The 20,627-nt window shown below is 72.3% G+C and carries 18 protein-coding genes; 11 read left to right on the top strand and 7 right to left on the bottom strand.

The window, feature by feature from the left end; genetic code table 11:
• Positions 1 to 24 precede the first annotated feature (24 nt).
• A complete protein-coding gene (locus Phou_RS19970; RefSeq protein ID WP_173057413.1) occupies positions 25 to 2,295 on the top strand; it encodes an FdhF/YdeP family oxidoreductase in 2,271 nt (756 codons plus the stop codon).
• A gap of 1 nt (position 2,296) precedes the next feature.
• On the opposite strand, the gene Phou_RS19965 is transcribed toward Phou_RS19970, so the two are convergent.
• The 3 genes from Phou_RS19965 to Phou_RS19955 form a co-directional block, all read right to left on the bottom strand.
• A complete protein-coding gene (locus Phou_RS19965; protein WP_173057412.1) occupies positions 2,297 to 2,539 on the bottom strand; it encodes a DUF6457 domain-containing protein in 243 nt (80 codons plus the stop codon).
• Positions 2,536 to 3,132, bottom strand: a complete 597-nt coding sequence (gene mobA / locus Phou_RS19960) for a molybdenum cofactor guanylyltransferase (RefSeq protein ID WP_173057411.1) — start codon at positions 3,130 to 3,132, stop codon at positions 2,536 to 2,538. The genes Phou_RS19965 and mobA overlap by 4 nt, the downstream gene beginning before the upstream one ends.
• A 219-nt stretch (positions 3,133 to 3,351) precedes the next feature.
• Positions 3,352 to 5,043 carry a DUF4394 domain-containing protein gene (locus tag Phou_RS19955; protein WP_173057410.1) on the bottom strand — a complete coding sequence of 564 codons (1,692 nt, stop codon included), beginning with the start codon at positions 5,041 to 5,043 and terminating at the stop codon, positions 3,352 to 3,354.
• Between the two features lie 199 nt (positions 5,044 to 5,242).
• Here Phou_RS19955 and fdhD point away from each other — a divergent pair, with 199 nt between their 5' ends.
• Positions 5,243 to 6,103, top strand: a complete 861-nt coding sequence (gene fdhD / locus Phou_RS19950; RefSeq protein WP_173057409.1) for a formate dehydrogenase accessory sulfurtransferase FdhD — start codon at positions 5,243 to 5,245, stop codon at positions 6,101 to 6,103.
• On the opposite strand, the gene Phou_RS19945 is transcribed toward fdhD, so the two are convergent.
• On the bottom strand, positions 6,093 to 7,109 hold the full coding sequence (locus tag Phou_RS19945) for a DUF4192 domain-containing protein (protein WP_173057408.1): 1,017 nt from the start codon (positions 7,107 to 7,109) through the stop codon (positions 6,093 to 6,095). The genes fdhD and Phou_RS19945 overlap by 11 nt on opposite strands.
• Before the next feature lie 91 nt (positions 7,110 to 7,200).
• Complete coding sequence (locus tag Phou_RS19940) at positions 7,201 to 7,707, bottom strand: GNAT family N-acetyltransferase (protein ID WP_246273629.1); 507 nt, start codon at positions 7,705 to 7,707, stop codon at positions 7,201 to 7,203.
• A 59-nt stretch (positions 7,708 to 7,766) separates the two neighbouring features.
• Here Phou_RS19940 and Phou_RS19935 point away from each other — a divergent pair, with 59 nt between their 5' ends.
• The 9 genes from Phou_RS19935 to Phou_RS19895 all read left to right on the top strand — a co-directional run bounded on the left by Phou_RS19935 (position 7,767) and on the right by Phou_RS19895 (position 18,986).
• Positions 7,767 to 8,654 carry a fructosamine kinase family protein gene (locus Phou_RS19935; RefSeq protein ID WP_173057407.1) on the top strand — a complete coding sequence of 296 codons (888 nt, stop codon included), beginning with the start codon at positions 7,767 to 7,769 and terminating at the stop codon, positions 8,652 to 8,654.
• Positions 8,655 to 8,671: 17 nt separating this feature from the next.
• Entirely contained in the window at positions 8,672 to 9,688 is a 1,017-nt protein-coding gene (gene moaA / locus Phou_RS19930; RefSeq protein ID WP_173057406.1) for a GTP 3',8-cyclase MoaA, read from the top strand.
• 4 nt (positions 9,689 to 9,692) lie between these two features.
• Complete coding sequence (locus tag Phou_RS19925; RefSeq protein WP_173057405.1) at positions 9,693 to 9,947, top strand: MoaD/ThiS family protein; 255 nt, start codon at positions 9,693 to 9,695, stop codon at positions 9,945 to 9,947.
• Positions 9,948 to 9,954: 7 nt separating this feature from the next.
• Complete coding sequence (locus Phou_RS19920) at positions 9,955 to 11,178, top strand: metallophosphoesterase (protein WP_173057404.1); 1,224 nt, start codon at positions 9,955 to 9,957, stop codon at positions 11,176 to 11,178.
• A gap of 59 nt (positions 11,179 to 11,237) precedes the next feature.
• A complete protein-coding gene (locus Phou_RS19915) occupies positions 11,238 to 14,426 on the top strand; it encodes a UvrD-helicase domain-containing protein (protein WP_173057403.1) in 3,189 nt (1,062 codons plus the stop codon).
• A gap of 494 nt (positions 14,427 to 14,920) precedes the next feature.
• A complete protein-coding gene (locus tag Phou_RS19910; protein WP_173057402.1) occupies positions 14,921 to 15,370 on the top strand; it encodes an LppU/SCO3897 family protein in 450 nt (149 codons plus the stop codon).
• A 128-nt stretch (positions 15,371 to 15,498) separates the two neighbouring features.
• Positions 15,499 to 16,704 carry an ATP-binding protein gene (locus tag Phou_RS19905; protein WP_173057401.1) on the top strand — a complete coding sequence of 402 codons (1,206 nt, stop codon included), beginning with the start codon at positions 15,499 to 15,501 and terminating at the stop codon, positions 16,702 to 16,704.
• 29 nt (positions 16,705 to 16,733) lie between these two features.
• The gene (locus tag Phou_RS19900) at positions 16,734 to 17,279 is read left to right on the top strand and encodes a DoxX family protein (RefSeq protein WP_173057400.1); all 546 of its coding nucleotides are present in this window, start codon (positions 16,734 to 16,736) and stop codon (positions 17,277 to 17,279) included.
• A gap of 174 nt (positions 17,280 to 17,453) precedes the next feature.
• Complete coding sequence (locus Phou_RS19895) at positions 17,454 to 18,986, top strand: glycosyltransferase 87 family protein (RefSeq protein WP_173057399.1); 1,533 nt, start codon at positions 17,454 to 17,456, stop codon at positions 18,984 to 18,986.
• Here the strand turns inward: Phou_RS19895 and Phou_RS19890 are convergent.
• Both Phou_RS19890 and Phou_RS19885 read right to left on the bottom strand, forming a co-directional pair.
• Complete coding sequence (locus Phou_RS19890; RefSeq protein WP_173057398.1) at positions 18,973 to 19,404, bottom strand: molybdenum cofactor biosynthesis protein MoaE; 432 nt, start codon at positions 19,402 to 19,404, stop codon at positions 18,973 to 18,975. The genes Phou_RS19895 and Phou_RS19890 overlap by 14 nt on opposite strands.
• Positions 19,401 to 20,621: a molybdopterin molybdotransferase MoeA gene (locus Phou_RS19885; RefSeq protein ID WP_173057397.1), complete on the bottom strand. Its 1,221-nt coding sequence runs from the start codon at positions 20,619 to 20,621 to the stop codon at positions 19,401 to 19,403. Before Phou_RS19885 ends, Phou_RS19890 begins: the two co-directional genes overlap by 4 nt.
• Positions 20,622 to 20,627 lie beyond the last annotated feature (6 nt).

Genomic DNA, 20,627 nt, shown 5'->3' with positions numbered 1-20,627 from the left:
GGTGTACGGGGTTATTGTGCAGCTATGGCGAAAGGGGCGCCCCGCGATGACGCGGGCGACCGCGACCTGCGGATAGAGACACCGAAGCGCACGGCGGCCGGGCTGCCGGGTGTCACCCACGCGCTGGGGGCGGGGCTGGCCCAGATGGGGGTACGCCGCACGGCGCTCACGCTGCTGCGCATCAACCAGCCCGGTGGCTTCGACTGCCCCGGCTGTGCCTGGCCCGAGCCGGTTCCGGGAGCCCGCTCGCACACGGAGTTCTGTGAAAACGGTGCCAAGGCGGTGGCGGAAGAGGCCACGCTGAGGCGGATCACGCCCGAGTTCTTCGCCGCACATCCGATCTCCGAGCTCGCCGAGCGGTCCGACCACTGGCTCGGACAGCAGGGCCGGCTCACCACGCCGATGGTGCGGCGCCCCGACGCCGACCACTACACGCCCATATCGTGGGACGAGGCGTTCGCACTGACCGCCGCACATCTCCGCGGGGCCGAGCCGGACGAGGCTGTCTTCTACACCTCAGGTCGCACCTCCAACGAGGCGGCGTTCCTCTACCAGCTGCTCGCCCGGGCGTACGGGACGAACAACATGCCCGACTGCTCCAACATGTGCCACGAGTCGTCCGGCGTCGCGCTGTCCGGCACGATCGGTATCGGCAAGGGGTCGGTGACGCTCGACGACATCCACCGCGCCGAGCTGATCGTGGTCGTGGGGCAAAACCCTGGCACCAACCACCCCCGCATGCTCTCCGCGCTCGAAGAGTCCAAGCGGCGCGGCGCGAAGATCCTGGCCATCAACCCGTTGCCCGAGGCCGGGCTCATCAACTTCCGCAACCCGCAGAAGCCGCGCGGCCTCGTGGGCAAGGGCACGCCGCTGGCCGACCAGTTCCTGCAGATCAAGGTCGGCGGCGACCAGGCGCTCTTCCGCGCGATCGGCTCGCTGCTGGTCGAGTGGGGCACTGTCGACAAGTCCTTTGTGGATCGATACACGGTCGGCTTCGACGCGTACGCCACCGCGCTCGGTGCTCTCGACTGGGACGAGATCACGGCGGCGACGGGCCTTTCGCGTGAAGAGATCGAGACGGCGGCCCGCTCGTTCGCGTCGTCCGGCGCGACGATCGTGTGTTGGGCGATGGGGCTGACCCAGCAGCGCGAGGCGGTCGCCACGATCCGCGAACTCGTCAACGTGCAGCTGCTGCGCGGCATGCTCGGCCGGCCGGGCGCCGGTCTCTGCCCGGTGCGCGGCCACTCCAACGTGCAGGGCGACCGCACGATGGGCATCTGGCACGAGCCGCCGTCCTGGTCGGCCGCCGCCGGCGACCTGCTCGGCGTTCCCATGCCGACCCGCCGGGGGTACGACACGGTCGACGCGCTCCGCGCCATGCGTGACGGCAAGGTGCGCGTCTTCATGGCGCTGGGCGGTAACTTCGCGTCCGCCACACCCGACACCGCCGTGACCGAGGCGGCGCTGCGCTCGTGCGCGCTGACCGTCCACGTCTCGACCAAGCTCAACCGCTCGCACGTGGTGCCCGGCACGACGAGCCTGATCCTGCCCTGCCTGGGCCGCACCGAGCGCGACCGGCAGGAGTCCGGCGAGCAGTTCGTGACCGTCGAAGACTCGATGTCGTCGGTGCACGCCTCCCGCGGCCGCCTCGCACCGGCCTCACCCGACCTGCTCTCCGAGGTGTCGATCGTCAGCCGGCTGGCTCGCGCGCTGATGCCGGAGTCACCGGTGCCGTGGGCCGAGTACGAGACCGACTACCGCGCGATCCGCGAGGTGATCGCCACGGTGGTGCCGGGCTTCGACGACTTCGAGGCGAAGGTGTCCGACCCGGCCGGCTTCACGCTGCCGCACCCTCCCCGCGACCGGCTGGAGTTTCCGACCGCCAGCGGCAAGGCGCACTTCACCGCCGGGCCGGTGTCGGTGATCCGCGTGCCGGAGGGCCGGCTGCTGCTGCAGACCGTGCGAAGCCACGACCAGTACAACACCACGATCTACGGGATGGATGACCGCTACCGCGGTGTGCACGCCGGCCGCCGCGTGGTCTTCGTCAACCCGGATGACCTCGCCGCCCTGGGCGTCGCCGACGGTGACATGGTCGACATGGTCTCCGAGTGGACCGACGGCGTGGAGCGCCGGGCAAAATCCTTCCGCGCGGTCGCGTACCCGTCGGCACGCGGCTGCGCCGCCGCGTACTTCCCCGAGGCGAACGTGCTCGTACCGCTGGACTCGACGGCGAAGGGCTCGAACACGCCCACCTCGAAGCAGATCGTCATCCGGCTCGAGCCGGCCACCTGAGCTACTCCGGCTGCTCCGCCGCGCCCACCCGCTCGGCGAGCGCGGTGAGGCGCGCCGCGGCGGCGGCCGGGTCGGCACCACGCCCGACGGCGAGGCCCAGCAGGTAGGCGGACACCGGTGCGCCCGGGCGCACCACGTTGTGCGCGACGTCCCGGGCGAGGTCGAGCACCAGCTTGGTGTTGGCGTCGTCCGGGTCGAGGCCCAGCTCGGCGCAGGCCGCGGCGGTCCATTCGGTGAGGTTCATCGGGCCCACTCCTCAGCTTGCCGCAGGTCTTCGTCGGTATCGCAGTCAAACCACGGCGGCGGGCCGGGCTCCGTCCACGCCACCTCGCGCACGTCGAGGTCGGCGAGAAGCGCGCGCATCGAAGCGCCCGCCAGCCCGCGCCCCGTGGAGAGGCGGTCGAGGGCGGCACGCAGGGGAGCGGCGTGCCAAACGCCGCAGAGGAACTGGCGGCGCCCGTCCGCGTCGACGTACAGGACGCCGTCCACTGTGGAGTCGATGAGCCGCCGGCGGAGGTCGCCCATCGCCTGCGGCGTCAGGAACGGCAGGTCGGCGGCGAGGACGGCGACATGGTCCGCGGCGTGGGGGAGCAGGGCCATCCCGGCGGCAACCGCGGAAACCGGCCCCGAACCGGGCGGATCTTCGAGTGTGGCGCGGACGGTGGCTGGGAGGTCCACCGGCGCCTTGCCGACCACGACCACCGGCGCCGCATCCGCCACAGCGCCCAGCACCCGGCCGAGCATGCTGTGGCCGCCCACCGGCAGGGCGGGCTTGGCCGGACCGCCCAGGCGGCGCCCGGCCCCGCCGGCCAGCACGATCGCCGCGAAATCCCGCACACCCCAGACCGTAGCCGGCAGGTGGCGGCGACGCCTCGTTGATCAGGGACCTTGGGAGGCGGCGCGCCGGACGACGCGCCCACGAAGTCCCTGATCACCGCAGACGGAGGAAGCGGCGCGCTGGACGACCCGCCCGCGAAGTCCCTGATCAACGGCAGGGGGTGCGCGCACGCACCCGCCCCGGCCCTCCCACGATAGGACCGGGGCGGTCTGTGCGGGTTATGCCAGGACGCCGCGCGGAGCCACCGCGAGGCCGGTCAACGTGCTGCCGCGGCCGAGCTTGCCGATCAGGCGTGCTTTGCCGGACTGAAGGTCGATCGCGTAGATGCGGCTGCCGCCGGAGCGCGACAGCGCCGCAATCGCCTGGCCGTCGGGGGCGATGTCGAAGCCCCCGACCGAGTCGACGTCGAGCGTCAGCTTGCCGGACGTGCGCAGCACCCCGTCATTCGGCGGAGCCTGCACGGTCAGCACGTCGATGCCGGTGTCGATGTCGAACAGCGTGGTGGCCGTAGCGCCCGCGAAGCCGTTGGTGTACGCCGCGAGCGACACCTTCGGCCCGGTGCCGGCGTTGCGGTCGTCAGCCGCATACGCCAGGGACTTGTCCACCGCCGCCACCGCGCCGGTGTCGGGCACGAGGCGAAGGTTGAGCCCGGACGAGGTGACCACGCGCAGGCGGTCGACGACCGGGTTGACGTCGAAGCCGACCGCGCTGCCGTAGACATCCGCGCTGAAGGGCGTGCCCACCGCGGTCGCGGCGGCCGTGCGCGGGTTGACCGTGTAGATCTGGTTGGTGCTGCCCAGCGCGTACAGCTGGCCGTTGGCCGGGCGCACGTCGAGGCCGAGCAGCTTTTCACCGGCACCGAGCCCGGTGATCGCCTGCTGCGAGCGGATCTTCAGCGAGTCGCGGTCGAAGCGGACCAGGTCGTTGCGGGCCGTCGTCGCGTACACGGTCGTGGCCTCGCCCGCCGAAGCGGTGATGCCCACCACGCCCTTGGGCAGCTTGCCCCGCGGGCTCGCCTTGCCGGTGCGCAGGTCGACGCGGACCAGGCGGGTGTTGTCGCCGTCGCCCTTGACCCGCACGGCGGCCAGCGCGGTGTAGTCACCCTCGTCGAACATGTCACCCTTTGCCGCGCCCACGATGTCGAACCCGTCGAGCCCGAGCACGTCGACGCTCAGCCGGCCGACCGGGAAGAGCTGGCCGGTGTTGGGCGAGACGGCCGGCATCACGCCCGGCTTGGTGCCCTGCAGCACGAGCACGTCCTTGCTGCTGTCGATGTCGTACAGCGCGGTGGACGTCGCACCCGCCACACTGTTCGTATACGCCGCCGATGTCACGCCGCTGCGGTTGAGCGCTGTGTCGACGCCCGCGACCGCGCCGGTGGTCGGGTCGATGCGCAGGTTTTGCCCGGTGTCGCTGACGATGCGCAGCCGGTCGACGGTCGGATTGAAGTCGACGCCGAACCGCTTGCCCGCGAGCGCGGTCGTGAACGGGGCGCCGACCTGGGCAGCCGCCCCGGTGGCCGGGTCGATCACGTAGAGGCGGCTGGTGCTTCCCACCGCGTACAGCTGGCCGTTGGCCGGGCGCGTGTCGATGCCCACGAGCCTTTCGCCGGCTGCCAGCCCGGTGATCGCCACGCTCAGCTCCTGGCGGCCGCTGCCCAGCTTGTCGAAGCGGTGGAGGCGGTTGTCCTGGGTGACGACGAAGAGGTCACCCCGATCGCCGTAGCCGTCGCCCGCCCGGCTCCGCGAACCGGCCAGCTCGGCCCGCGTGTCGTCGTCGCTGCCGGGCACCCACGTGCCTATCGAGACCATGCCGGTGGCGACCGCCGCCAGCGCCGCTCCGGCAAGGCCAGCGGTGAGCGCGGTCGCGGTGACCGAGATCCGCCGTGCAGTTCCTTTCCTCGAACCCATCGGGTTTCCTCCCTCGTGACCCGGCGTGAGGCCGGCTTCTGTGGAGGGCTTCGGAGGCTGGTCGGCCACCGATTGGCCACCGGCGAACGGGTGGCACGAACTGGGGAGTCGGGGGAGATTGGGGGATGAGCGGGAGCCGGGAGGCTACGAACCTTGACCACGACGGCGAACGAGCGCCGAGCGGCGGAGCGGGGTAGGCATGGGCAGGGCAACGGACCGGCGCACGGTCCTCAGGATCGACACGGCTGGGCAGGGCACGGTGGAGCGGCGGGACACGCTGGCCGCCGAGGAGCCGCTGGAAATCAGGGTCGGTCCGGCCGGCCCGGCCCGGCGGCGGCCGCTCGCGGTCACGATGCGCACGCCGGGTGACGACATCGACCTGGCCATCGGCTTTCTGCTGACCGAGGGTGTGATCCGCGAGGCCGGCGACGTCGTGACGGCTCAGCTCTGCGCCGGCACGGCCGCGCCCGATGAGGAGCCGACGCCCAACACCTACAACGTCGTGGACGTGGTGCTCGCCGGCCACGTGCCGCCGCCGGAGACCGACCCGGCCCGCAACTTTTACACCACCAGCTCGTGCGGGGTGTGCGGCAAGGCCAGCATCGACGCGATCCGCACACGGTCGCGCTTTGCCGTCGCGGACGACCCGATGGCGGTGGACGCCCGGGTGCTGGCCGCCCTGCCGGACCGGCTGCGCGCCGCCCAGCGGGTCTTTGAGCGCACCGGCGGGCTGCACGCGGCCGGGCTCTTCACCCCGTCGGGCGAGCTCGTCGCGCTCCGCGAGGACGTGGGGCGGCACAACGCGGTCGACAAGCTGATCGGCTGGGCGACGCGGGAGCAGCGGCTGCCCCTGCGAGGTCACGTGCTGCTGGTCTCCGGCCGGGCCAGCTTTGAGCTGACCCAGAAGGCATGGATGGCCGGGCTGCCGATGCTGGCGGCGGTGTCCGCACCCAGCACACTCGCCGGCGACCTTGCCGACGAGGCGGGCATGACGCTGGTCGGCTTTTTGCGCGGCGAGACCATGAACGTCTACACGGGGCACCACCGGATCAGGTCCTGACCCGGCGGCGCGGGCGGCGGCCGCCGGCCCGGGCGTGCCGCGGCAGCGGGTAGGAGTCCAAGGTGGACGGTGGGATGCCGCGATGCAGCACGTCGTCGAGGAGCCGGGCCATCGAGTAGGACGGGTCGGACCGCTTGGCCCGCTCCACGGCGGCCAGCGCGAGCGCGCCCTGCCCGCACCGCCAGGCCGCGAACGCGAGCAGGCACGCCGGCGCGGGCACCAGGTGTGGCTCGGCGCGGCGCAGCACGTCGACCCACAGCTCCATCTGCCACTCCTCGGCGCCCACCCGCTCCCACGCGAAGTCACGGACCGGCAGGTGCACGAGCAGCACGGTCAGCCAGGCCACCTCGTCGTCGGTCAGGCGGCCGCCGTCGCGGTGCCGGCGCATGGCATCCCGCACCGCGGCGACGCCCAGCCTGCGCACCGACCGGCCACCGAGCAGGTCGCCCGGCGGCGGAGCGGCAAGCACGGTGGCGAGCCGCGCCGTGGCACGATCGGTCGCCAGGCGCATCGACTCGCGGGTCAGCCCGCCGACCGGCGCGATCCGGCCCACGAGCGCGGCGCGGTCGGGGAGTGCCACCTGCCCGGCGTGTGTGGCGGCAGCGGCGATCCGGCTGGCCACCGGGTCGAACGCCGTGCCCTCCGATGGGCAGCAATCCTGGCCGACGCACGCGTAGGACCAGTAGCGCCCGCCGGCCACGCGCAGCGCGTCGAGCACGCCGACACCGTGGCGCTCGAGCGCCTCGCGGATGGCGGTGACCGGCTCGCGGGCGCGCTCGTCGGGCCCGAACCCGATCACGGCGGCGGTGTCGATGTCCTGGCGCATGACGACGGACGTCACGTACTCCACGAAGCCGGGCGGCTCGCCCAGGTCACCCCGGGCGGCGAAGACCACTTGGCGGGCGCGGAGCCCCACGACGACGACGCTGTCGCTCGGGTGGAAGCCGAGCAGGAACGGGATGGCGGTGATCAGATCGGCAGGTGTCCGGAGGGCGAGCGGAGTCATGCGGGGCAGCCTGGCCCCCGACCGGACGAGATCAGAAGACCCTGTGGATGACACCCGGGTTATCCACAGGCACGCTCAGTAGTCGCGCACCTCAGGACTTAAATCTAAGGTCGTGAATGTCAATGTCCTGGCGCCGCCCCTGGTCGCGCCGCCCGAGATCGAGGGTCAGCTGGAGCGCGGAAAGCACGTCGTACCCAGCCGCGTGCAGGCTGCGGATCGCGTCCACGTTGCGCGACTCGGGGGAGATCGTCAGGTAGGTGAGACCGCGCCGCCGCGCCTCGTCGGCGACGTGCCCAAGCAGCGCCCGCCCGATGCCCTCGCCCCGGCGGGCCTCGGTCACCACCACCGGCTCCACCTCGCCGGCACGGCCCTTCATGATGAGGCCGACAAGCCCCACCACGCCGTCTTCGCCGTGGTCGGCCACCCACATGCCGGACAGGTCCAGCCGGGTGAGGTATTCCTCGAACGCCGCGCCGGGATCGGCGCCACCGAAGCCGGGGTCGTCGTAAAGCGCCCGGTGCCGCTCGGCCAGCTCGACCCACAGGCGCCGGCCGGCGCTGTGGTCTCCGGGCCGATACGACCGGATCGTCACCGCCATGAAGTCATGCTTACCCCTGTTGCGCCCGCGGCGACACCCACTTGGTAAGAGTGGTCGACATGGACCTCGCGTACCTTCGGGCGCATCCAGAGCATCTCCCCGCATTCCTGACCCATCAGCGGATCAGGGAGACGCCGGTGCCCGGGGGAAGCATCTGCACCGCCTCGCGGCTCACGCTCGACGACGGCGCGTCCCTGTTCGCCAAGTCGTGGGGCGGGGCGGCGCAGCCGGTACCAAATGGGTTTTTTGAAGCGGAGGCCGCAGGGCTGCGGTGGCTGCGCGATGCCGGCGGAGCGCCCGTGCCGGAGGTCATCGCCGCGCTGCCCGATCTGCTCGCGCTGGAGTGGGTGGAGCCCGGCGAAGCGACGCCGGAAGCGGCGGAGCGCCTCGGGCGCGACCTCGCCGCCACCCACCGGGCCGGCGCGGACGCCTTCGGAGCGCGGTGGCCGGGCTTCATCGGCGCGCTGACCGCGGACAACGCCCCGTCGGGCGGCCCTTGGTCGGCCTGGTTCGCCGAGCGCCGCCTCTTGCCTTACCTGCGGATGTCGACCGACAACGGCGCGCTCTCCACGCCCGACGTGGCCCTGGTGGAGCACGTGGTCGCGCGGATCGAGGGGTACGGCGGCAGCGAGCCGCCCGCCCGCATCCACGGCGACCTCTGGCCCGGCAACGTGCTGTGGGCGGCTGACGGGCGGGCCTGGCTGGTCGACCCCGCGGCACACGGCGGCCACCGCGAGACGGACCTCGCCCAGCTCGCCCTCTTCGGAGGTGTGCCGCACCTGGACCGTGTGCTCGCCGCGTACCGGGAGGCCTGGCCGCTCGCGGAGGGCTGGCAGGCCAGGGTGCCGGTGCACCAGCTGCACCTCATGCTCGTGCACACCGCCCTGTTCGGCGGCGCGTACCGATCCGCCGTCCGGGCAACTGCTGAGTCCGCGCTGCGCACTTGACGCGGTAACGTCAAGAGATGACCACCGCGGGGCTCGTCGACCGGTACGGAAGGGTGGCGACCGACCTGCGGGTCTCGCTCACCGACCGGTGCAACCTGCGCTGCACGTACTGCATGCCGGTCGAGGGCCTGCCCTGGCTGCCCAACTCGGCCGTGCTCACCGACGACGAGGTGATCCGCCTGGTGCGGGTCGCGGTGGAGCGGCTCGGGGTCGACGAGGTGCGGTTCACCGGCGGCGAGCCGCTCATCCGGCCGGGCCTCGCCAAGATCGTGGGTGCGGTCGCCGAGTTGGCACCGCGGCCCCGCATCTCGCTGACCACCAACGGCATCGGCCTCGACAAGCTGGCCCGGCCGCTGCGCGACGCCGGCCTCGACCGGGTCAACGTCTCGCTGGACACGCTCGACGGCGAGCGGTTCGAGCGGCTGACCCACCGCAAGCGCCATCCCGACGTGCTCGCCGGCCTCGCCGCCGCGCAGGCCGCCGGCCTCACGCCTGTCAAGATCAATTCAGTGCTGATGCGGGACATCAACGAGGACGAGGCGCCGGCGCTGCTGCGGTTCGCGCTCGCGGAGGGCTACGAGCTGCGGTTCATCGAGCAGATGCCGCTGGACGCCCAGCACGCCTGGGACCGCGCCCGCATGATCACCGCCGCGGAGATCCTGGCCGCACTGCGGGAGAGGTTCACGCTGCTGCCCGACCCGGCCGAGCGCGGCGGCGCGCCCGCCGAGACCTGGCTGGTCGACGGCTACACCACCCCGGACGGCTCGCCCGCGAAGGTCGGCGTGATCGGCAGCGTGACCCGGCCGTTCTGCGGCGACTGCGACCGCACCCGGCTGACCGCCGACGGCCAGGTGCGCAACTGCCTCTTCGCGACCGAGGAGTCCGACCTGCGCGGCGCGCTGCGCGAGGGCGCCGACGACGAGGAGATCGCCCGGCGCTGGCGCGCGGCGACCTTGACCAAGCGCGCCGGCCACGGCATCGACGACCCGAAGTTTCTCCAGCCCACCCGCCCGATGTCCGCGATCGGCGGGTGAGGACTTGAGCGCAGACTCGATCACCGTGCGGTACTTCGCCGGCGCCCGCGCGGCCGCCGGCGTGCACGAGGAGCTGGCACCGGCCGGGCTCTGCCTCGACGACCTGGCGACCGAGCTGTCGACCCGCCGGGGCGAGCGGCTCGGCACCGTGCTCAAGGCGGCCAGCTTCCTTGTCGACGGCGTCGCGTGCCACGATCGCCGGGCCGCCCTGCCCAGCGGGGTGACCGTCGACGTCCTTCCCCCTTTCGCCGGAGGCTGAGCAGAGCGTGGGTGTGATCGTGTTCGTGGTGTTCGCGTTCGCCGTGATCGGGCTGATCCACCTGTACCTGTGGAAGCGCCTGGTCCGCGACACCACCCGCCCCGGCCCTTGGCGGCGGGCCGGCGGCGTGGCCGCGATCGCGCTGGGCGTGCTCGTGCCCGCGACGCTGATCGGCACCCGTGCGGGCCAGTGGTGGCTGGCCTGGCCGGGCTACCTCTGGCTGGCGGTCATGTTCTACCTGATCGTCGTGCTGGTCGTGCTCGAGATCCCGATGCTGGTCGCCAAGCTCTGGCTGCGCCGGCAGCGCAAGGCCGCCGCCGCGGTCGTCGCCCAGGCACCCGAGCCCGCGCTGGTCGGCGCCGGCGGTCCGCCACCGGAGGCGCCGCCGGCCGAAACGCCGCCCGGCCACAACCCGGACCGCCGCCTGCTCCTCGCCCGCGGAGCGGCCATCTTCGCCGGGCTCACCGCCGCGAGCATCTCCGGGTACGGGATCCGCAGCGCCCTCGGCCCGCCCCAGCTCGACCGGGTCACGATCCCGCTCGCCAAGCTGCCGCGCTCGATGGAGGGGATGCGCATCGCGCTGGTCTCCGACATCCACCTCGGCCCGCTGCGCGGCCGCAGCCACACCGAGCGGATCGTCAACATGATCAACGAGATGGACGCTGACCTCGTGGCGGTCGTCGGCGACATGGTCGACGGCAGCGTCGAGGAGCTCGGCGCGGCCGCCGCCCCGCTCGAACGCCTCCGCTCCCGCCGCGGCGCGTACTTCGTGACCGGCAACCACGAGTACTTCTCGGGCTACCAGCAGTGGGTGGACGAGGTGGCCCGGCTCGGCCTCCGCCCGCTGCGCAACGAGCGGCTGGAGATCGACGGCCTCGACCTCGCGGGCGTCAACGACATCGCCGGCGAGGAGTACGACGACGGGCCCGACTTCGCCAAGACGTTCGACGGCCGGGACACCAGCCGGCCGGTGGTGCTGCTCGCGCACCAGCCGGTGCAGGCGCACGACGCCGCCAAGCACGGCGTCGACCTCCAGCTCTCCGGGCACACCCACGGCGGCCAGATGGTCCCGTGGAGCCTCCTCGTCCGCCTGGAGCAGCCGATCGTCTCGGGCCTCGGCACGGTCGACGGCACGAAGGTGTACGTGACGAACGGCGCCGGCTTCTGGGGTCCGCCGGTCCGCGTCGGGGCACCACCACAGGTCACCCTTGTCGAGCTGAACAGCCAGTAGTGGGCGTCACGCGCGCGTGGCAACGCGCGCCAAGTGATGCGGGCATGGCACTATGCGGCGTGCCTCCGTTCAGCGTTGCACCTCAGGGCAGCTCGACCGGCAGCAATCCGTACGTCGTTGACCTGCACATCCACTCGAAGTACTCCCGCGCCTGCAGCCGCGACCTGAACCTTCCGAATCTGGCCTGGTGGGCGCGGCGCAAGGGCGTCAGCGTGCTCGGCACCGGCGACTTCACCCACCCCGCCTGGCACGACCACCTGCGCGAGACGCTGCACCCCGCCGAGCCGGGCCTCTACCGGCTCAGCCCTGAGACGGAGCGTGACATCGCCCGCCGGCTGCCGCCCCGGCTGGCCAGCGCGGCCGAGGCCGACCCCGTGCGCTTCATGCTGAGCGTGGAGATCTCGACGATCTACAAGCGCGACGACCGCACGCGAAAGGTGCACCACCTCATCTACCTGCCCGACCTCGACTCGGTGACCCGCTTCAACACCGCACTCGGGCGGATCGGCAACCTGGGCGCCGACGGCCGCCCGATCCTCGGCCTCGACTCGCGTGACCTGCTGGAGATCACGCTGGAGGCGAGCCCCGACGGGTACCTGGTCCCGGCGCACATCTGGACGCCGTGGTTTTCCGCGCTCGGCTCGAAGTCGGGCTTCGACGCGATCGCCGACTGCTACGCCGACCTGGCCGACCACATCTTCGCGGTGGAGACCGGGCTCTCCTCCGACCCGGAGATGAACTGGCGGGTCTCCAGCCTCGACCGCTACCAGCTTGTCTCCAACTCCGACGCCCACTCGCCGCCGGCGCTCGCCCGCGAGGCGACGGTACTGACCGCGGAGCGTGACTACTTCGGCATCCGCGAGGCGCTGCGCACCGGAGACGGGCTGCACGGCACGATCGAGTTCTTCCCGGAAGAGGGCAAGTACCACGCTGACGGCCACCGCGCCTGTGGCGTCAACTGGCAACCTGATCGCACCCGGGCGGCCGGCGGCCTCTGCCCGGAGTGCGGAAAGCCGCTGACCGTGGGCGTGCTCAGCCGGGTGGAAGACCTCGCCGACCGCACCGAGGCGCGTCCCGGTGCCAAGGAGGTCACCCATCTGCTCTCGCTGCCGCAGATCGTCGGCGAGATCCACGGGGTTGGCCCGCGCTCCAAGACCGTCGACGGGCAGGTCAACACGCTCGTCGCGGCGCTCGGCCCGGAGCTGCGCATCCTCACCGAAACGCCGCTGGCCGACGTCGGGCAGGCCGGCGGCGAGCTGCTGGCCGAGGCCATCGGGCGGCTGCGCCGGGGCCAGGTGCGGCGCGTGCCGGGATACGACGGCGAGTACGGCGTGATCACCATCTTCCAGCCGGACGAGCTGCCCCGCGCGGGTCACGGCCACCAGCCGGACGCGCTCTTCGACGTGCCCGTGCCCGCACAGCGCCGCCCCGCCGAGCCGGCACCCCGCCGCAAAGCCGAGCAGGCGAGGGCACCGGAGCGGCGCCGCGCGCCGAAGGCGGAGCTGCCTCCCATCGCCCAGCCCGCGTCGCCGCACGAGCCCTTCGAGCCGATGCTCTCCGGCATGGAGGAGGTCGGCACCGGCCTGCTCGACCGGCTCGACGCGCTGCAGCGGGTGGCCGCCTCCGCACCCGGCGGGCCGCTGCTCATCGTGGCCGGGCCGGGCACCGGCAAGACCCGCACGCTGACGCACCGCATCGCGTACCTCTGCGCCGAGCTGAACGTCTATCCCGAGCAGTGCCTGGCGATCACGTTCACCCGGCGGGCGGCCGAGGAGCTGCGGGAGCGGCTCGACGGGCTGCTCGGTCCGGTCGCCGAGGACGTCACGGTCGCCACCTTCCACTCGCTGGGCCTCGCGATCCTGCGCGACCACGCCGAGGCGGCCGGGCTCGCCGACGGGTTCGGGGTGGCCGACGACGCCCAGCGGGCGGAGGCGCGGGCCGAGGCCGGCGACGACCACGACGCGTACGTCAAGGTGCTCCGCCAGCAAAACCTCGTCGACCTCGACGAGCTTGTCGAGCTGCCGGTGGCCCTGCTGCGCGACGACCCCGAGCTTGTCGAGACGTACCGCACGCGGTGGCGCTGGATCTTCGTGGACGAGTACCAGGACGTCGACGCGACCCAGTACGAGCTGCTCCGGCTGCTCAGCCCCGCCGACGGCAACCTCTGCGCGATCGGCGACCCCGACCAGGCGATCTACTCGTTCCGTGGCGCCGACGTCACCTACTTCCTGCGCTTCTCCCAGGACTTCATCGACGCCCGGCTGGTGCGGCTGACCCGCAACTACCGCTCGGCGGCGCCCATCGTCGCGGCGGCGGTGCAGGCGATCGCGCCGACCACCCTGGTCAGCGGGCGGCGGCTGGACCCCGCCCGGCTCGACCCCGAGGCACCGCTGATCGGCCTCTTCCCGGCGGGATCTGCCGGCGACGAGGCCGACTTCGTCCGCCGCACCGTCGACGAGCTGGTCGGCGGCGTCTCGCACCGCTCGCTCGACTCGGGGCGGATCGACGGTCGCGCCTCCACGATCGGGTTCTCCGACATCGCCGTCCTGTACCGCACTGACGCGCAGGCCGCGCCGGTCATCGAGGCGCTCTCCCGCGCCGGCATCCCGGTACAGAAGCGCTCGCACAACCGGCTGCGCGACCGGGCAGGCGTCGGCGCCATCGCGCGTGAGCTGCGTCACGCCGGTGGGCTGGGCGGTTCGATCGCCGCCCGGGTGCGGCTGGCCGGCCAGGTTCTGGCCCAGCGCTTCACCGCGCCAACGCTCGACGCGCCCGCGGCCAACACGCCGGAGGACATCTGGGCGGCCGTCGAGGTGCTCACCCCGCTCGCTCAGCGGTGCGGCGACGACCTTGAGCTTTTCCTGTCGCAGCTGGCCACCGGCGCGGAGGTGGACGCGCTCGACCCGCGTGCCGAGGCGGTCACGCTGCTCACGCTGCACGCCGCGAAGGGCCTTGAGTTTCCGGTCGTCTTCCTGGTCGGCTGCGAGGACGGGCTGCTGCCGATGCGGCTTCCGGGCAAGCCGGCGACGGACGAGGAGCTGGCCGAGGAGCGCCGCCTCTTCTTCGTCGGCGTCACCCGGGCGCAGGACCGGCTGTACATCAGCCACGCCTCCCGCCGCACCCGCTTCGGCACCGAGCGCGAGGCCCGGCCGACCCCGTTTCTGGACGCGATCGACGGCGGCCTCTTCGATCGTCTCGGCGACTCCGGTCCACGACGTCCGAAAGACCGCCAGCTGCGCCTCCTGTGATCGGATGCGCTGGAGATTGGCGCGCTTCCGGGAGGTATGGCCAGGGGGTCACCACGCTACGGTGACCGGGAGCATCGCAGTGTCGGGAGGGCTGTTCACATGTCGAACTACGGGTCTTACTCCGGCCCGCCACAGGAGCCCTGGGGGAGGCAGCAGCCGCATCAGCCGCAGGAGCCGTACGGGCAGCCGTCCGACCCTTGGGGCGGACAGCCGGACCCATGGGGAGGCACGCCCTCGTCGACGCCACCTGCCGGTCCCACGTCGCCGGGTGGCTACCCGGGGTACGACCAGGGCGGCGGCTACGACCGCGGGGGATATGACCGCGGCGGATACGACCAGGGCGGTTACCAGCAGGGTGGCGGCGGCTACCAGCAGGGCGGTGGCTACGACCAGGGTCCGGGTTACGACCAGGGCCCCGGCTACCCGTCCACCAGGCAGTACGAGCAGCCGGGGGCTACCCGCCGCCCGCGACCGAGCCGGTGTGGGGCCAGCCGGTGCCACCGCCGCCGCGCAAGAAGGGCAACCGGGCGCTGATCTTCGTGATCGTGGCGCTCGCGCTGCTGGTGGTTGCCGGCGGCGCGGCGGCCGTGATCAAGCTGGGCGGATCCGACGGCGACCCGGGCACTGCGCTGCCCAGCTCGTCCGCGTCCGCCGACCCCAGCGGGCAGGCAGACCCTTCGGGTGACGCAAGCCCGGCGCCGGAAAGCTCCACTGACGCCCGCTTTGTCAAGGCCGGCCAGTGCGTGGTCAACGAGGGCTCCAACGACGCACCGGAGCTCAAGATCGTTGATTGCCGCGCGAAGAGCTTCGAGGTGCTGGCCCGCTTCGACGGCACGATCGACTACGAGGCCAAGTGCAAGGACGTCAAGGGCTACCAGTTCCACTACTTCTTCGACAGTGAGCTCAACCCGCTCGACTTCGTGCTCTGCATGAAGCAGCGATAGCGATAGCCCTCTATAGCGCCGTCTAGCGATAAGGCTAGACGGCGCTATTTATTTGTCGACTTGCCGCGACACACCCATGTATTCGGCAATCTAGGGTCTGCCGTAGACGAGCCGATACGGTGCGATACGTGGATCCGGTCCGCAACCCCTACGCCCCCGGCGCCGGGCAGCGCCCGCCCGAGCTCGCCGGCCGCGACCGCGAGCTGGAGGTCTTTGACGTCGTGCTGGAGCGGGTGGCCCGCGGCCGCCCCGAGCGCAGCCTGATGCTCACCGGCCTGCGCGGCGTCGGCAAGACCGTCCTGCTCAACACGCTGCGTTCGCAGGCCATCGGCCGGCTGTGGGGCACCGGCAAGATCGAGGCCCGCCCCGACCAGTCGCTGCGCCGTCCGGTGAGCGCCGCCCTGCACATGGCGGTGCGCGAGCTGGCCCCGCATCACCGCGCACCCGACCGGATCGACGACTTCCTCGGCGTGCTCAAGGCGTTCGCCCTGCGCGCCAACGCGTCCAACGCCAAGCTGCGCGACCGCTGGCAGCCCGGCATCGACGCGCCGGTGCGGGCCGGGCGGGCCGACTCCGGCGACATCGAGATCGACCTGGTCGAGCTCTTCAGCGACGCGGCCAGCGTGGCGACCGACGTCGGCACCGGCATCGCGCTCTTCATCGACGAGATGCAGGACCTCGGCGCGGAGGACGTCTCGGCACTCTGCGCCGCCTGCCACGAGCTTTCGCAGCTCGGCGCGCCACTGATCGTGGTCGGCGCGGGCCTGCCGCACCTGCCGGCCGTCCTCTCCGCCGCCAAGTCGTACTCCGAGCGGCTCTTCCGGTACCAGCGGATCGACCGGCTCGACCGGCTCTCGGCCGACCAGGCGCTCGGCGCTCCGGCCTCGCGCGAGGAGGTCGAGTACGAGCAGAAGGCGCTCGACCTGCTCTACGAGAAGTCCGGCGGCTATCCGTACTTCGTCCAGGCGTACGGCAAGGCCACCTGGGATCACGCGCCGCGCTCGCCGATCACGGCCGAAGACGTGCGGGTGGCCGCGCCGGAGGCCGAGGGGGAGTTGGCGGTGGGCTTCTTCGGCTCGCGGTACGAGCGGGCCACCCCGGCCGAGCGCGAGTACATGCGGGCGATGGCGGCGCTGTCGGTGAACGAGCCGACCGACGACATGGACGCCGCCGTGCCCACGGCCGAGATCGCCAAGCAGTTGGGGCGCAAGCCGGCCAGCCTGTCGCCGGCCCGCGACGCGCTCATCAAGAAAGGGCTCATCTACTCCGGCGAGCGTGGGACCGTCGCGTTCACCGTGCCGCACTTCGGCCGATACCTGCGAACAGTGGGATAAGCAGCAGCGCGACCGGGTATGAAGAGCGCATGAGACCCGTACGCGGCGCGGCACGTGCCATGCTCAGCGCCATCTTCGTGGCCAATGGTGCGCACGCGATCATTAACCCGGACCCGCTGGTCCCGAGGGCCAAGCGGGTCACGGACCGGGTCTCTCCGCTCATCGAGAAAGTGCCTGCTCAACTGCCGACCGACGCGCGGACGCTGGTCCGCGTCAACGGCGCTGTCCAGGCGGTCGCCGGGCTGCTGCTGGCCACCGGCCGGGGGAGTCGCGGTGCCGCGGCGGTGCTGGCCGGTACGCTCGTGCCGACCACGCTCGCGGGCCACGCGTTCTGGGAGCACGACGACCCGGCCGAGCGCCGGACCCAGCAGATCCACTTCTTGAAGAACATCGGGCTGCTCGGCGGACTGCTGCTGGCGGTCGCCGACACCGAGGGGCGACCGAGCCTGCGCTACCGTACGGGGCGCTTCGTGGGGGATCGACGGCGTTCAATAAAGCGTGGTGTCCGGGCCGCCCGGCGGGACGCGCGAATCGCCGTGAAGTCGGCGTCTGTGGGCCGGCACCTGCCGGGATAACTCACACGAATCACCTGAACTACACGCCGTACGTTAACCCGTTGGAAATGTCGCGAACCAGTGTGGGATCGGACACGGTCGGGTAACGCAGGAGGTACTGGAGTGACAGGCCGTTCTAGGCTTCTAGGCGGACCTGGGTGGGAAGTACGACATTGGTACGGGGGTGGCCACGCCATGCCGGCGACCGTCGGGAGACGGATGGGCCGCCTTGCCCGAGTCCGCCGTGTGCTCAGTGGGATCGATCTCTGGTTGGTCGTACGGGTCGGCATCGTCGCCGTTACCTTCTACGCCGCCTGGCGCGCCATCGAGGCGTACGGGCGGTTCTACGACTTCTTCGACATGAAGATCTACCACGGCGCGGTGGTCTGGTGGGCAGGCGGCAACGAGCTATACGAGTTCATCGCTCCAGGCATGACCATCGGCTACACATATCCACCCTTCGCGGGCATCATGATGATGCCGCTGGCACTGGTGCCGGTGAAGGCGGCGGGCGTCATCAACATCGTGGTCAGCCTCTCGGCGCTCGCGCTCGTGCTGGCCGCCCTGCTCGCGCCGATCACCCGGCGATACGGCTGGTCCCTGTGGTTTGTCGTGGGCATCGCGACAGCGCTGGCCACGGCCACCGAGCCGGTCCGCGAGACGCTGGGCTTCGGCCAGGTCAACCTGCTGTTGTTCGCGCTGATCTTCGCCGACCTCGTGGCGCTGCGCTGGCGGTCCCGTGGCCGCAGCAACCCGCTCCTCAGTGGACGCGGGCAGCTGGCCCGCTTTTTCGCCAGCGGCGCGTGGGCCGGTGCCGGCATCGGCCTGGCCACTTCGATCAAGCTGACGCCCGCGCTGTTCATCGTGTACCTGATCTTCACTCGACAGTGGCGGGTCGCCTTCACCGCGATCGGCACCGCTGTGGGTGTGACCATGGCCACGTTCGCGATCGCCGGGCGCGAGTCCACGACGTACTGGACGAGCGTGCTCTGGCAGACCGAGCGCGTGGGTCAGGCCGACATGACGCCCAACCAGTCACTCGCCGGCGTGCTCGCCCGGATGTACGACTCGGTGACCGCGCCCACCCTGCTGTGGCTCACGTTTTCGCTGCTGCTGCTCGCGGTCGGGCTCTCCCGGGCTTCGCACGCGCACGCCGACGGTGACGAGCTGACCGCGTTCACGCTGGTGGGCCTGACGACCAACGTGATCAGCCCGATCTCGTGGTCGCACCACCTGCTCTACGTGCTCCCGGTCATGATCATCCTGTTCGACGCCACGCTGCGGCGCCGGGATGCCAGCCGAGGGCCCATCCGGCGGCCGGGCCCGGTCACCTCCGGACTGACCGCGCTGACCGGCCTCCGCGCACCGTCCTGGTTCCCCGCGCTGGCCGGCATGCGCCACGCGCTGGCGGCTGTGGGACTCTTCCTGCTCTTCGTGCGCTCGCCCATCTGGCCGTACGAGCACCAGCTGCCGCAGGTCTCGCACTACGCGGACGGGCTCTGGGGCGCGCTGATGGAAAACTCCCTCGCGCTGGCGATCATCGTGCTGGTGGCCGCCCTGCCGTGGCGCCCCGGGGCCGAGCCGGTCTTCAACGGCCCGGCCTACGCGGTGGGCAACACGGTGCTCCGCCCGCGCCGCACGCACGAGGTCTCCCGCAGCGGCCCGGCCCGCAGGGCGGCGGAGCCGGTGGAGCCACGCCAGGCGGACGAGGCGCTCAGGGGCAGTTGACCCACTCGTCGGTGCCGTCGCTGAAGATCTGGTGCTTCCAGATCGGCAGTCGCGCCTTCACCTCGTCGACGAGGCGGGCGCAGGCAGCGAAGGCGGCGGCCCGGTGTGCTGTGCTGACGGCCGCCACGAGCGCGGCGTCGCCGATCTCGAGTGGACCGACGCGGTGCGACACCGCCACCGCGTACACCTCGGGGTCGGCGCAGATCTCGGCGGCCACCTCGCGGAGCACCGCTTCGGCGGAGGGGTGGCCTTCGTACTCCAGCTTGGTCACCGAGCGGCCGTGGTCGTGGTCGCGCACCACGCCCTGAAACGACACCACCGCGCCGGCCCGCCGCTCGGCGACCGCGGCCTCGTGCGCGGCGAGGTCGAGCGGCTTGTCGGTGACCGCGAGCAGGACGATCGCACCACTGCCGGTCATGGCCGCTCTCCAGAAAAGAGGGGGAGTGGGGCGAACGGGACGACCGCGCCCGCCTCACCGGTGGTGCCCGGCTCGATCACCGCGAACCCGTCGGCCTGTGCCAGCCCGCGCAGCATCGCCGAGCCGACGTGCCGTACCGGATGCGCGACGTGGTCGACCGGGTCGACGCGGACGAGCGCCAGATGCGTGTACTCACCGCGGCCCGGCACCGCCTCGGCCAGCGTGATCGTGGGCAGCACCGGCTCGGGCCGCCCGTGCAGGCCGGCGATCAGTGGGGCGACCAGCGACACCAGCGCGACGATCGCGGACTGCGGGTTGCCCGGGAGGCCGGCCAGGAAACGGGACCGCCCGTCAGGGCCGGGCACCCGGGCCAGCAGCATCGGAAAGCCGGGGCGGACCGCGACGGTGTTCACCACGTACTCCCCGCCCAGCTCGCGAAGGGCCGGGTGGAGGTGGTCGACCGGGCCACGCATCGTGCCGCCGGTCGTGCAGACAAGCTCCGCGCCGTCGAGCGCCTTGCGGATGGCGGCGACGTGCGCCGCGAGCGTGTCCTCGACCGGTCCGACGAAGAGGCCGGGCTCCGCGCCGTACCGCCGGAGCCAGGCCGGCACCGGCGCGCCGAGCGCGTCACGCACGCGGCCGGCGCCGGGCAGGCCGGTGGTGAGCAGCTCGTCGCCGAAGACCAGCAGGGCCGAGCGTGGCGGGCGGCGGACCGGCAGCGTGTCGTAGCCGCAGGAGGCGGCGAGGCCGATGACTCCCGGGTTGACGGCGGCGCCGGCCGGCAGCAGCACCTCGCCGCTGTGCGCCTCGTCGCCGGGCACCCGCCACTCGGGCTGCGCCCTCGGCGTGCCGGTCACCAGCCCGTCGGGCGTGTGCGCCGACTCCTCGACGCGGAGCACGGCGGTGGCGCCTTCGGGCAGCATCGCGCCGGTGGCGATCTCGACCGTGGTGCCGTCTTCGTCGAGCGGTGCCGGGCTGCTGCCGGCCAGCACCCGACCGACCACCCGCCACGGCCCCGGGCCGCGCACCGCCCAACCGTCCACACTGGAGGTCGGGAACGCGGGCAGGTCGGTCAGCGTGGTCAGTGGCTCGGCGAGCGTGTGCCCGTCGGCCTCGGCCAGCGGCACCTGCACCGCCGGCTGGGCGGCGGCCAAGCCGGCCGTGTAGACCAGCGACCGCGCCCGGGCCCACGAGACCGGCGCTGTCTGCGTGCTCACCCGCCG

Origin of the sequence: Phytohabitans houttuyneae, assembly GCF_011764425.1 — a bacterium.
Taxonomy (GTDB): Bacteria; Actinomycetota; Actinomycetes; order Mycobacteriales; family Micromonosporaceae; genus Phytohabitans; species Phytohabitans houttuyneae.
The sequence above is the reverse complement of the archived record's forward strand: the minus strand, read 5'-3'. Positions and strand labels throughout refer to the sequence as shown.